Below are 12,415 nucleotides of genomic sequence, written 5' to 3'. Positions count from 1 at the left end.
GCTCAGCCGCCCTGCATCGGGGCGAGGATTTCCAGCGCATCGCCATCGGCAAGAAGCAACGTTTCGCGTGCGTCTGCCGGCACGAACACGCCGTTCACGGCGGTGGCGACGGCGGCCTGCCGATAGCCGAGCACTTCGAGCGCCTGTGCCAGGCGGGCCACCTGCAGGTCGTGGCTGACGCCATTCACGCGGATATGCATGCGGGAGTTTCCGTGGTGTGGGGGAAAATCAGCCGTGCGGCCTGTTGCGCCATGGCGGGCGCCAGCAGGAAGCCATGGCGGTAGAGTCCGTTGAGGTACACGGTGCGGCCGCGCCTGAGCACGCGCGGCAGGTTGTCGGGGAAGGCCGGGCGCACGCCCACGCCCAGTTCCAGGATCTCGGCCTCGGCGAACGCCGGGTGCAGCGCATAGGCGGTGTTGAGCACGTCCATCGCCGAACGCACCGTCATCGGATCATGGCTGCTGCTTTCCAGCAGCGTGCCGCCAAGCATGAATACGCCGTCGCCGCGCGGCACCACATACAACCCGAAACGCGGATGCAACAGGCGCACCGGGCGCGACAACTGGATGTCAGGCGAGCGCACGACGATCATTTCGCCGCGCACGCCGCGCAGATCTTCCAGCGTGTCGCGCGCCGCAAGGCCGCGGCAATCGACTATCCGGTCCGCATCGATGCGCGCGGCATCGGCGTCCACGCCGTAGCGGATCGTCACGCCCGCGGCGGTCAGTTGCGCGGCCAGTGCGGGCAGCGCACGACGCGGATCGAGGTGGGCTTCGTCGGGGAAGAACAGACCCTGGCGGAAACGCCCGGCCAACTCCGGTTCCAGCGCGCCGATGCGCTCGGCATCGATCGGTTCGAAGCGTTCGGTACGCCGGCCGAACAAGGCCAGCTCGCCGGCGTCGCGGGTGGCCGCGACGACCAACGTGCCGCGCTGCACGGTCCCGTCGAAATGGCGCTGCCACCACGCGACGGCGGGCGCGCCCAGCACCGCCACCTGCGGTTCGGCGCTGGCCTGCTCGCACCACGGCGCCAGCATGCCGCCGGCGACCCACGCGCAAGCCCGTGCGTGGTCTGGCGCGCGCTCGATGATCTCCACCCGGGCGCCACGCCCGGCCAGCTCCACCGCCGTGACCAGGCCGGCGACGCCCGCACCGAGAATGCCGATGCGCATGGCCCCTACTCCCCGGTCGGCACGTAGAGCGTGGCGCCGCGTTCGACGAACTCGCGCGACTTGCCGTCCATGCCTGCGCGCAGCGCGGTCTCCTCCATCGCGCGCACCTCGCGGCGCAGGTCCTGGGTGATCTGCATCGAGCAGAATTTCGGCCCGCACATCGAGCAGAAATGCGCGGTCTTGTGTGCCTCCTTCGGCAGGGTGGCGTCGTGGTAGGCGCGCGCCGTGTCGGGATCGAGCGACAGGTTGAACTGGTCTTCCCAGCGGAATTCGAAGCGCGCGCGCGACAGCGCGTCGTCGCGGCGCTGCGCGGCCGGGTGGCCCTTGGCGAGGTCGGCGGCGTGCGCCGCGATCTTGTAGGTGATGACGCCGGTCTTGACGTCGTCGCGATTCGGCAGGCCGAGATGTTCCTTCGGCGTGACGTAGCAGAGCATGGCGGTGCCGAACCAGCCGATCATCGCCGCGCCGATGCCCGAGGTGATGTGGTCGTAGCCCGGTGCGATGTCGGTGGTCAGCGGGCCCAGCGTGTAGAACGGCGCCTCGGCGCAGTGCTCCAGCTGCTTGTCGATGTTGAGCTTGATCTTGTGCATCGGCACATGGCCGGGCCCTTCGATCATCACCTGGCAGCCGTGCGCCCACGCGATCTTCGTCAGCTCGCCCAGGGTTTCGAGTTCGGCGAACTGGGCCGCGTCGTTGGCGTCGGCAATCGAGCCGGGGCGCAGGCCGTCGCCCAGCGAGAAGGCGACGTCGTAGCGGCGCATGATCTGGCAGATCTCGGCGAAGTGCTCGTACAGGAAACTCTCGCGGTGGTGGCTGAGGCACCAGCGCGCCATGATCGAGCCGCCGCGCGAGACGATGCCGGTGACCCGCCGCGCGGTCAGCGGCACGTGGTGCAGGCGCACGCCGGCGTGGATGGTGAAATAGTCCACGCCCTGCTCGGCCTGCTCGATCAGGGTGTCGCGGAAGACCTCCCAGTTCAGCCGGGCCGGATCGCCGCCGACTTTTTCCAGCGCCTGGTAGATCGGCACGGTGCCGATCGGCACCGGCGAGTTGCGGATGATCCACGAGCGGATGTTGTGGATGTTGCGGCCGGTGGACAGATCCATGAGGGTGTCCGCGCCCCAGCGGATCGCCCACACCAGTTTCTCGACCTCCTCGGCCACGCCGGAGGACACCGCGGAGTTGCCGATGTTCGCGTTGACCTTCACCAGGAAGTTGCGCCCGATCACCATCGGCTCCAGCTCGCCGTGGTTGATGTTGGCCGGGATGATGGCGCGCCCCGACGCGATCTCGCTGCGCACGAATTCGGGCGTGACAAAGGCGGGCAGGGCTGCGCCGAACGCCTCGCCATCGGCCAGCCGGGCGGCGGCATCTTCATGCATCTGCGCGCGCCCCAGGTTCTCGCGCTGGGCGGCGTAGATCATTTCCTCGGTGATGATGCCGGCGCGGGCGAATTCCAGCTGGGTCACCGGCTGGCCGGCTTCGCCCATGCGCAGCGTACGTTGCGCGGGACACGGCGCCACCAGCCGTTCCGCGCCGACCCCGCCGTTGTCCTCCGGGCGGGTGGCGCGTCCTTCGATGGCCGGAAAGCCGCGCGCCTCGATCCACGCGTCGCGCACCGGCGGCAGGCCCGCGGCGAGATCGATCCGTGCGTCGTCGTCGGTGTAGGGTCCGGACGGATCGTAGACGTGCAGCGCCGGCGTCAGCGGGTCCTTCAGCGCGATCTCGCGCATCGGCACGCGCAGCGACGGATGCCCGGGCGGGCTGACGTAGACCTTGCGCGAGCCGCGGATCGGGCCGGCGGTAACCGTCGAGGGTGCGGTGGCAGCGGCGGGATGGTTCATGGATCTCCTCCTTGGATGGAGATCCGGGGCGTGACGCTGCAACGGCGCACGGACGCGCCGATTGGGGCCGCCCGTGGTGATTCCCGTTCCTACGCCGGCATGACCCGGATCAGGTTCAAGGGTCAGCTCGCGCTATCTCAGCCCCTTGCGGGGCACCCCTCGGAATGCGGCGGAGGATGGCGGCGCGGGTTGGTGGCTGTCAAGCCGGCACGGCCGGATCGCGGACACGGCGCGGAGGGTTTGTGCGGCGGCTGACACGGTGCCATGACACGTTTTGAACGGCGTGCCGGGCAAGCTGGTCTTTACTCCCGGGACGGCTGGACAGTCGTTGCAAATATATGTACCATGCAGTTCATTAAAAGCCCGGAACCAAAGACCGGGCTTAGCACTCCAATCACCCGAGTGCTAAACTTCGACGTCTTGCAGGAGGTTCCACCCATGTCCCAAGCCCTGGTGACCGCCAGCTTCCCCTTGCCCAGCGTGGTTGGCAGCCTGGATGCCTACATTTCCGCAGTGCATCGCATCCCGGTGCTCAGCGTGGAAGAGGAACAGGCGCTGTCGCGCGATTATCTGCAGCAGGACAACCTGGACGCGGCCAAGAAGCTGGTGATGTCGCACCTGCGTTTCGTGGTGCACGTGGCGCGCGGCTACTCCGGCTACGGCCTGCAGCTTGCCGACCTGATCCAGGAAGGCAACATCGGCCTGATGAAGGCGGTCAAGCGTTTCGACCCGGACATGGGCGTGCGCCTGGTCAGCTTCGCGGTGCACTGGATTCGCGCCGAGATGCACGAGTTCATCCTGAAGAACTGGCGCATCGTGAAGGTCGCCACCACCAAGGCGCAGCGCAAGCTGTTCTTCAACCTGCGCAAGAGCAAGAAGCGCCTGGGCTGGATGAACGCGGCCGAAGTGAGCACGGTGGCGAAGGATCTCGGCGTGCCGGAAGCGACCGTACGCGAGATGGAATCGCGCCTGTCCGGCCGCGACGTGGGCTTCGAGGCGCCGGTGGATGCCGACGACGATGCCAAGCCGGCGCCCGCCGCGTTCCTGATCGACCACGGCGCCGATCCGTACGAGAACGTGGCCGACGAGGATCATGCCGACAACCAGCTGCAGACGCTGACCGATGCCTTGCAGCACCTCGACGCCCGCTCGCGCGACATCATCCAGCGCCGCTGGCTGGACGACGAGAACAAGGCCACCTTGCAGGATCTGGCCGACGAGTACGGTGTCTCCGCCGAGCGCATCCGCCAGGTCGAGGCCAACGCGATGAAGAAGATGCGCGCGTTGTTTGCGATGTAACTCGTGCGTTCGTCCGTGAACGCGAAGATCAAGAAGCGGCCATCCATGGCCGCACTTCTCAATAAAAACCCGTGATCAACAACGGCCCGCGCGAGCGGGCCGTCTGCTTTTTGCGAGAGTGGGCTAGGGGTCACGCCAATTCGGATCCTCGCGCTGATCCTCGCTCACGATGCGGGCCTGGCGCTGGTGCGTCCAGTAGGCCCAGGCCCAGTCCAGCATCACCGCCAGGCGATTGCGGAAGCCGATCAGAAAATAGATGTGCACCAGCAGCCAGACGATCCACGCCGGCAGCCCGGACATCTGCAGCTTGCCGAACTGCGCCACCGCCGCCATGCGGCCGATGGTGGCCAGCGAGCCGGCGTCGCGGTAGCGGAATGGCGGCCGCGGGCGGTCATCGCCGCGCAGTCGCCGCGCGATCGTGGCGGCCACGTACTCGCCCATCTGCTTCGCCGCCGGTGCCACGCCGGGTACCGGCGAGCCATCCGGCCGGGCCACGCTGGCGAGATCGCCGATGACGAAAACGCCGGCGTGTCCGGGCACGCCGAGATCCCCGTCGACCCGCACGCGCCCGGCCTTGTCCAGCGGCACCCCGAGCATGGCACCCACCGCCGAGGCGGCCACGCCCGCGGCCCACAGCACGGTGCGTGCAGGCAACCGACGGTCGCCGAGGTTCACGCCCGCGGCATCGATCGCCGTCACCGACGCGCCGGTGTGCACCTGCACGCCAAGGCGTTCGAGCTGGCGGCGCGCCTTGTCCGAAAGCACCGGGTCGTAGCCGGCCAGCACTCGCGGCCCGGCCTCGACCAGCCGCACGCTGGCGCTGCGCGGATCGAAATGGCGGAATTCCCCGCGCAGCGTGTGCCGTGCCAGTTCACTCAGCGTGCCGGCCAGTTCCACGCCGGTGGAACCGCCACCGACCACGACGAAATTCAGCCACGCCTGGCGGCGCTCCGGGTCGTCTTCGCGCTCGGCCTGCTCGAATGCCAGCAGCACCCGCCGGCGGATGGACTGCGCGTCGTCGAGCGTCTTCAGCGCCGGCGCGAACGGCGCCCATTCGTCGTGACCGAAGTAGGCGTGGGTGGCACCGGTGGCGATCACCAGCCAGTCGTAATCGAGCCAGCGAGAGCCGCAGCCCACCCGTCGGGCAGCCAGGTCGACCGCGGTCACCTCCTCCATCAGCACGGTGAGGTTGCGTTGCCGCCGCAGGATGTGCCGCAGCGGCGCGGCGATCGAGGTGGCGGACAGGCTGGCGGTGGCCACCTGGTAAAGCAGCGGCTGGAACAGGTGGTGGTTGCGGCGATCGACCAGGGTGATCTGCGCGTCCGCGCCAGCCAGCCGCCGCGCGGCGGTCAGCCCGCCGAAGCCTCCGCCGAGAATCAGGACACGGGGCGTGCCTGCACCGGCATCACGTGGGTCGCTCATCGTTGCAGCATGCACGCCATGCCGTGCACGCCGCGTCGACCGCGCAGGCGCCGGCTCACGGCTGCCGCGTCGCCGGCATGCGCAGCGCCATGCCCTTGAGCACGTTCAGCGCCTGTGCCAGCGCGTAATCGCTGGTGGCCAGCGTGGCATCGGCGGCGCTGCCGTCGTCGTCGATGTCGGTCGCCGTGGCTGCCTTCTCGTTGGCGAGGTGGTTGGGCAGATCCGCCTCGGAGCTGATCAGCACCGGCGGGTGGTCGGCCTGGCTCACCGCGAGGTCGGCCAGCGCGATGTCCGGCTTGATTCCCTCGGCCTGGATGGAGGTGCCGTTGGGCGTGTAGTAGCGCGCCGTGGTGATCTTCACCGCATGGTCGGCATCCAGCGGCAGCACGGTCTGCACCACGCCCTTGCCGAAGCTGCGCTGGCCCATGGTCAGCGCGCGGTGATTGTCTTTCAGCGCGCCGGAGACGATCTCGGCGGCCGAGGCGGTGCCGTGGTTGGTCAGCACGATCATCGGCGCGCCGTCCAGCAGGTCGCCGGGGTGGGCGCTGAAGCTCATGTTGGCGTCGGGCAGCCGCCCGCGCGTGGTCACGATGACGCCGCTGTCGAGGAAGTCGTCGCCGACGGCCACGGCCGCGGTGAGTAGGCCGCCGGGGTTGTTGCGCAGGTCCAGCACGGCGCCCTTCTGCGGGCCGTTCCTGGTGACCAGCTCGCCCAGTTTCTTCTGCAGGTCGGCGGCGGTGTCATCCTGGAACTGGCTGATGCGGATGTAGGCGTAGCCGGGTTCCAGTTCGCGCACCTTGACGCTGCTGACCGAGATCAGTTCGCGCACCAGCGGCATGTCGACCAGCTTGTCGCTGCCCTCGTGCATGATGGTGAGGGTGATCTTGCTGCCCGGCTTGCCGCGCAGCCGCTGGAACATCTCGTTGACGTTCTGCGGGTCCACCAGCTTGCCGTCGATCTTGACGATGTTGTCGCCCGGCTTGATGCCGGCGCGCGCGGCGGGCGTGTCGTCGATCGGCGAGACGATCCTGAGCCCGCCATCCACCTGCAACACCTCGATGCCCAGGCCGCTGTACTGGCCGGAGGTGTCCTCGCTGAGCTGCTGCAGGCCCTCCTTGTCGAGGTACTCGCTGTGCGGGTCGAGCCCGGCCAGCATGCCGGTGATGGCCGCCTTCATCAAGGTCTTGTTGTCGACCTTCTCGACGTAGGCCTGGCGCACCATCTGGTAGACGCGACTGAAATTGCGGATGTCCTGCAGGTCCACCGGGTCGGCCGCGGCGGTGCTGCCGGCGCGGGCCGGTTCGCCCGCGCTGGCCGCGCTGGCGGGGGTGGTCTGCGCCTGACCGGCGCCGACGGCCAGCAGCGACAGGAAGGCCATGCAGGCGGCCGCTCTACGGTGGGAACAAGGCATGCAGTTGACTCCGCTCGACGGAAAGACGGCGCGCCGCAGCGCCGCCGAAGTATGGCAGGAGGTGGGACCGCCGGATCGCGCAACAATTCACCACGCCGTGCGGCGGTGCCTCAGCCGTGCTTGCGCAGCCAGCTGGCCGGGTCCACCGGCTGGCCATTCTTGCGCAGCTCGAAATACACGCCGGTGTTGACGCCGGTGACCGCGCTGGCGGTGCCGATCGCCTCGCCGGCCTCGACCTCGTCGCCAACGCCGTGCAGCAGGCTTTCGTTGTTGCCGTACATGCTCATCCAGCCGTTGCCGTGGTTGAGGATGAGCAGCATGCCGTAACCGCGCAGGAAGCCGGCGTAGATCACCCGCCCGCGCGCCACCGCGTGCACCTCGCTGCCGGCGGCGGCCTTGATCAGCACGCCGTTGCCGAACGGGTTGACCGCACCGCTGGCCGGCCACGGCAGCTTGCCGCGGATGTCGGCCGAGCGCGACGGCGGCGGCTGGCCGCGTTGCGGCGCGGCGGCCTCGTCGATGGCTTTCTGCAATTTGTCGAGCAGCTGGTTGAGCGATTGCGCGTTCTGTTTCATCGCGGCCAGGCGCTGCGCCTGGTCCTTGTACTTCGCGTCGGTTTCCGCGGCCAGCTTCTGCCGCGCCGCGCGTTGCCGCGCCAGCTGCTGCGCCTGCTGTTGGCGCTGGGCCTTCGTCGCCTGCAGCGTCTGCTGCTGGGCCGCGATCGAGCTTTCCAGTTCCTGCAGGCGGGCCAGGTCGCCCATCAGTTTCTCCACGCGCTGCACGCGATCGCGCTGGAAGTACTGCGAGTAGACCAGCGCGCGGGCGATCCGGGCCACGTCCTCGTCGCCGAGCAGCAGGCGCAGGTCCGAGCCGTGGCCCAGGGTGTAGGTGGCGCGCAGCAGGTCGGCGATCGCGGCGCGCTGGTGCTGCAGTTCGCCTTGCAGCGTGTCGCGCTGCTGTTGCAGCTCGTCGAGCTGCTTTTGTCCCGCCGCCAGCGCGGCATCGGTCTCGCGCACGGCCCTGGCCGCGGCGGCCAGCGCATTGGCCTGCTTCGCCAATTCCGCGTTCATGCTGTCGCGCCTGGCCGCGGTGTCGGCCTGCTCGGCGGCCAGCGCCTCCATCTTGCGGCGCAGGTCGGCCAGCTTCTGCCTGGCGGCGGCCTGTTCGGCGCGGCTCCCGTGCTGGCCGGCCGGCGCGGCGGGTGCGGCGTACGTCACGCCGAGGCAGGCAACGATGAGCAGCGCGCCGAGCACGCGGCGGATCGAACGGGATGGATTGCGCATCGGTCGATTATCACCGAGCCCGCGGCGCGGGGCGAGCGTGCCGGCGACGGTGCTATGTTGGCGCGACATCTGCGGCGCCACGGTGCGGCGCCGACGAAACGTCGAGAGAGGGTGTGGGTGCATGTGCGTGATCGCGTTTGCCTGGCAAGTCCATCCACGCTGGCGCCTGTTGCTGGCCGGCAACCGCGACGAGTTCCATGCGCGGCCCAGCGCCGCGCTGGCGCGCTGGGACGACGCGCCGATCCTCGCCGGGCGCGATCTGCAGGCCGGCGGCAGCTGGCTCGGCGTATCCGATGCGGGGCGTTGCGCGGTGGTGACCAACGTGCGTGATCCGCGCGACCCGCAGCTCGGCGCCTCGCGCGGCCTGCTGATCCGCGACTACCTGACGGGCGCCGAGGATGCCACCGCGCATGCGGAGCACCTGCTGCGCGTGGCTGCGGACTATCGCCCGTTCAACCTGCTCACCTTCGATGCGCAGGCGGCGTTCTATCTCGGCAACCGGCCGCAGCCGGAGGCGCAGGCGGTCACGCCCGGCGTGCACGGCCTGTCCAACGCCGACTTCAATACGCCGTGGCCGAAGACGCGCGCGCTGATGCAACGCCTGCAGCGCTGGATCGACGATGGCGACGACACCGACTTCGCCGCGCTGTTCGCCGCGCTGGCCGACGAGCAGTTGGCGCCGGACGAGCATTTGCCGGACACCGGCGTTGGCCTCGAGCAGGAGCGCCGGCTCTCCAGTGCCTTCATCCGCGGCGCCGATTACGGCACCCGTGCCAGTACCGTGGTGGCGATCGACCATGACGGCGCCGGCGTGATCGCGGAGCGTCGCTTCGGTCCGCACGCGCGCTACCTCGGCGAAACCTTGCTGCGTTTCGGTGGCCGATTGCCGGCCTGAGCGGACAGCGTTCACCTACGCAGCCCGGCGGCGCAGCCGGCTGGGTGGGCCGCCGGGCGGCGGGCAGGCTGGTTCCCTGGTCCGGGTCGAGGGGATGGGCATGCGCAAGGGATGGCTTCTGCTGGCGGCGATCGTGCCGCTCGCCCACGGCGTGCACGCGGGTTGCCCGGACTGGCCGCCCGCGCGGGCGCAACACGAGTTGCTGGCGCTGCACGATCGCCTCGACGGCTGGAACCACGCCTATCGCGTCGAGGGCGCCGCGCCGGTGGACGATGCGGTGTACGACCAGGCCTTGCAGCGGTTCGAGCAATGGCGCCGCTGCTTCCCCGGGCAGGCGCCGGCGGCGCTGAACCACCTGGGTGATGCCGGTGGCCGGGTCACTTCGCCGGTGGCGCAGACCGGCCTGGCCAAGCTGCCCGATGCCGCCGCCCTGGCGCAGTGGATGCGCGCGCGCGGCGACCAGGATCTGTGGGTGCAACCGAAGGCGGACGGCGTCGCGGTCACGCTGCTCTACGTCGATGGACGCCTGCGCCAGGCCAGCAGTCGCGGCGACGGTTTGCACGGCTCGGACTGGACCGGACAGGCGCGGCGGATCGCCGCGATCCCCAGGTACCTGCCGCATGCGCCGGCGCGTGTGGTGCTGCAGGGCGAGCTGGTCTGGCGCCTGCCCGGCCACGTGCAGGCCACGGACGGCGGCCTCAACGCGCGTTCGGCGGTGGCCGCGGCGATGGCGCGCGATGAGCTCGGCGATGCGGCCGCGCACATCGGCCTGTTCGTGTGGGATTGGCCCAGCGGCCCGCCCGACATGCCGGCGCGGCTGGCAGGATTGCAGGCGATGGGGCTGGCCGACAGCGTGCGCTACACGCAACCGGTCGCCTCGCTGGCCGAGGTGGAGCGCTGGCGTGAGCAGTGGTATCACCACGCGATGCCGTTCGCGGCCGATGGCACCGTCGTGCGCCAGGGCCGGCGGCCAGCCGCCGCGAGCTGGCGTGCCGCGCCGCCGGAGTGGGCGGTGGCATGGAAGTATCCGGCCGCCTCCACGTTGGCCGAGGTGCGCGCGGTGGAATTCACCGTCGGTCGCAGCGGCCGCATCACGCCGGTGCTGCAGCTTGAACCGGTGCAACTGGACGACCATCGGGTGCAGCGCGTCAGCGTGGGCTCGCTCAAGCGCTGGCGCGAGCTCGACATCCGTCCCGGCGACCAGGTCGAGGTGGTGCTCGCGGGCTTGACCATTCCGCGCCTGCAGTCGGTCGCCTGGCGCGCGCTGCAGCGCGCGCCGGTGACGTCGCCGGACCCGCGCATGCACGGGCCGCTGACCTGCTGGCAGGCCACGCCGGGTTGCGAGCAGCAGTTTCTCGCCCGGCTGGCATGGCTCGGCGGCCACCACGGACTGCAGCTGGAAGGGTTGGGCGAGGGCACCTGGCGGGCGCTGGTCGACGCGGGCCTGGTACGTCATCTGCTGGACTGGATGAGTCTCACGCCGTCGCAGCTGGCCGCCGTGCCCGGCCTCGGCGCGAACCGCGCGGCCGCGTTGGCGCGGGTCTTCGCCAGTGCGCGCGAGCGTCCGTTCGCGCGCTGGCTGCAGGCGCTGGGCGTGCCGGCCGGACAGGCGCGCGGAGCGGCCGACTGGCCGACGCTGGAGGCGCGCGGAGCAGACGATTGGCAGGCGCAGGAGGGCGTCGGTGCCGGCCGCGCGAACCAGCTGGTGGCGTTCTTCGATTGCGCCGAAGTTCGCGAGCAGGCCGCGCGCCTGCATACAGCCGGCGTGCCCGGCTTCTGAAGCTCAGCTCTTCAGTTCGCCGTCGTGGTAATACCAGCGGCCGTCTTCGCGCACGAAATGGCTGGTCTCGTGCTGCCGCTGCGCGCGACCGCCGCCGAGGCGATAGCGGGCGACGAATTCCACCGTGGCGTGGTCGGCATCGATCATCTGCTGGCGCCGCACCTCCAGCCCCAGCCAGGTCGGCGCAGGTTGCTGCGCGGCCAGCCGCAGCGAGGCGGGCCGGGTGTCGGCGTGCCAGCTGGCCAGCAGGTAATCCTCGCGCTTGAGCACGTAGGCGCTGTAGCGCGAGCGCATCAGCTGCTCGGCGCTGGCAGCGGGGGCGCCGTCGTGCAGCGGGCCGCAACAGGCGGTGTAGCCGGCGGGGTTGCCGCAGGGGCAGGGGGTCAGCGTGTCGATCGACTTCATGCGGCCTTTGTACCTGCTTCGGCCCCGACTTGCAGGTTCAGCCGTGCATGCGCTGCCATACGCGGCAGCGGTTGTGCGCCGGCATCGCGACGTCGAGCAGCAGGTGGAAGCCCGCGGCCTCGGCCAGCGCGTCCACCGCCTCGGCGTTGCGGATCGCCATGTGCGCGCCGCGCGTGCGCAGCCAGGCGTCGAACGCGGCGTTGCTGGCGCTGGTGTAGCGGCCATGCTGGTTGAACGGCCCGTAGATCGCCAGCACCGCATCGGCGGTGGTGACCGCGGGCAGCCGGGCGAACAGCCGCTGCACTTCCGCCCAGCTCATGATGTGCAGCGTGTTGGCACTGAACACCGCATCGAAGGGGCCGGCCGGCCAGTCGCCATTGACGTCCAGCTCCAGTGGCGGCGGCGTATTCGGCAATGCCGCCTCATCCAGCCAGGCGCAGATGCCCGGGAGATTCTCGGCGCGGTCGGAGCATTGCCAGTTCAGCCAGGGCATCGCCGCGGCGAAGTGCACCGCGTGCTGGCCGGTGCCGCTGCCGATCTCCAGCAGGTGCCGGCATCCGGCGACGTGCCGGCGCAGCACGCCGAGGATGGATTCGCGGTTGCGTTCGCACGCAGGCGAGTGGGGTTTGTCCACGCCCGCGCCACGCTCAGGCGGGGCGACCGCGCAGCACGCGCGCCGGCAGCATCAGCAACGCGCCGAGGAAGGCGAACACCGCGCTCACGGTGATGCCGACCAGCCGCAGCGGCAGCAACAGCAGCCACACGATCGGGTACAGCACCAGGGCGAGCAGGGCGATCGGCCAGCAGAACACCAGCAGCAACAGCCAGAGCAGGAAACCGACCATGCGTTGATCCTCCGCAGGGGTGGGGACGCCGGCACTGTAGCGCAGCGCGCGGCGCGCGCG

At 70.1% G+C, this 12,415-nt stretch carries 12 protein-coding genes and 1 riboswitch; of the genes, 3 read left to right on the top strand and 9 right to left on the bottom strand.

All coding sequences use genetic code 11. The features are described 5' to 3' along the window. Positions 1-2 precede the first annotated feature (2 nt). The 3 genes from thiS to thiC are packed head-to-tail and all read right to left on the bottom strand — an operon-like array spanning position 3 to position 3,015. Positions 3-200: a sulfur carrier protein ThiS gene (gene thiS / locus ACVCMG_RS09160; protein ID WP_447113925.1), complete on the bottom strand. Its 198-nt coding sequence runs from the start codon at positions 198-200 to the stop codon at positions 3-5. Further along, positions 185-1,171, bottom strand: a complete 987-nt coding sequence (locus tag ACVCMG_RS09155; RefSeq protein WP_447113924.1) for an FAD-dependent oxidoreductase — start codon at positions 1,169-1,171, stop codon at positions 185-187. Before ACVCMG_RS09155 ends, thiS begins: the two co-directional genes overlap by 16 nt. Positions 1,172-1,176: 5 nt before the next feature. Beyond that, the gene (thiC, locus tag ACVCMG_RS09150) at positions 1,177-3,015 is read right to left on the bottom strand and encodes a phosphomethylpyrimidine synthase ThiC (protein ID WP_447113923.1); all 1,839 of its coding nucleotides are present in this window, start codon (positions 3,013-3,015) and stop codon (positions 1,177-1,179) included. A 69-nt stretch (positions 3,016-3,084) separates the two neighbouring features. Beyond that, a riboswitch (TPP riboswitch) is annotated at positions 3,085-3,185 on the bottom strand. A gap of 268 nt (positions 3,186-3,453) precedes the next feature. On the opposite strand from thiC, the gene rpoH reads away from it, so the two are divergent. Continuing rightward, positions 3,454-4,314 carry an RNA polymerase sigma factor RpoH gene (rpoH, locus tag ACVCMG_RS09145; protein ID WP_447113922.1) on the top strand — a complete coding sequence of 287 codons (861 nt, stop codon included), beginning with the start codon at positions 3,454-3,456 and terminating at the stop codon, positions 4,312-4,314. Between the two features lie 123 nt (positions 4,315-4,437). Here the strand turns inward: rpoH and ACVCMG_RS09140 are convergent, their stop codons facing one another. The 3 genes from ACVCMG_RS09140 to ACVCMG_RS09130 form a co-directional block, all read right to left on the bottom strand. After that, positions 4,438-5,736 carry an NAD(P)/FAD-dependent oxidoreductase gene (locus tag ACVCMG_RS09140; RefSeq protein WP_447113921.1) on the bottom strand — a complete coding sequence of 433 codons (1,299 nt, stop codon included), beginning with the start codon at positions 5,734-5,736 and terminating at the stop codon, positions 4,438-4,440. A 55-nt stretch (positions 5,737-5,791) separates the two neighbouring features. Continuing rightward, positions 5,792-7,147: a S41 family peptidase gene (locus tag ACVCMG_RS09135; RefSeq protein ID WP_447113920.1), complete on the bottom strand. Its 1,356-nt coding sequence runs from the start codon at positions 7,145-7,147 to the stop codon at positions 5,792-5,794. A 110-nt stretch (positions 7,148-7,257) separates the two neighbouring features. Then, complete coding sequence (locus ACVCMG_RS09130) at positions 7,258-8,430, bottom strand: murein hydrolase activator EnvC family protein (protein WP_447097484.1); 1,173 nt, start codon at positions 8,428-8,430, stop codon at positions 7,258-7,260. 121 nt (positions 8,431-8,551) lie between these two features. Between ACVCMG_RS09130 and ACVCMG_RS09125 the strand changes: the two genes are divergently transcribed. Then, entirely contained in the window at positions 8,552-9,325 is a 774-nt protein-coding gene (locus tag ACVCMG_RS09125) for an NRDE family protein (RefSeq protein ID WP_447101123.1), read from the top strand. A gap of 100 nt (positions 9,326-9,425) precedes the next feature. Further along, a complete protein-coding gene (gene ligB / locus ACVCMG_RS09120) occupies positions 9,426-11,105 on the top strand; it encodes an NAD-dependent DNA ligase LigB (protein ID WP_447113919.1) in 1,680 nt (559 codons plus the stop codon). A 3-nt stretch (positions 11,106-11,108) separates the two neighbouring features. On the opposite strand, the gene ACVCMG_RS09115 is transcribed toward ligB, so the two are convergent. The 3 genes from ACVCMG_RS09115 to ACVCMG_RS09105 are packed head-to-tail and all read right to left on the bottom strand — an operon-like array spanning position 11,109 to position 12,355. Next, complete coding sequence (locus tag ACVCMG_RS09115; protein ID WP_395121054.1) at positions 11,109-11,510, bottom strand: YchJ family protein; 402 nt, start codon at positions 11,508-11,510, stop codon at positions 11,109-11,111. Between the two features lie 37 nt (positions 11,511-11,547). Continuing rightward, entirely contained in the window at positions 11,548-12,144 is a 597-nt protein-coding gene (locus ACVCMG_RS09110) for a DUF938 domain-containing protein (protein WP_447101120.1), read from the bottom strand. Between the two features lie 13 nt (positions 12,145-12,157). Continuing rightward, positions 12,158-12,355: a hypothetical protein gene (locus tag ACVCMG_RS09105; protein ID WP_447113918.1), complete on the bottom strand. Its 198-nt coding sequence runs from the start codon at positions 12,353-12,355 to the stop codon at positions 12,158-12,160. Between the last annotated feature and the right edge of the window lie 60 nt (positions 12,356-12,415).

Source organism: Rhodanobacter sp. UC4451_H18, assembly GCF_052978225.1.
The sequence above is the reverse complement of the archived record's forward strand: the minus strand, read 5'-3'. Positions and strand labels throughout refer to the sequence as shown.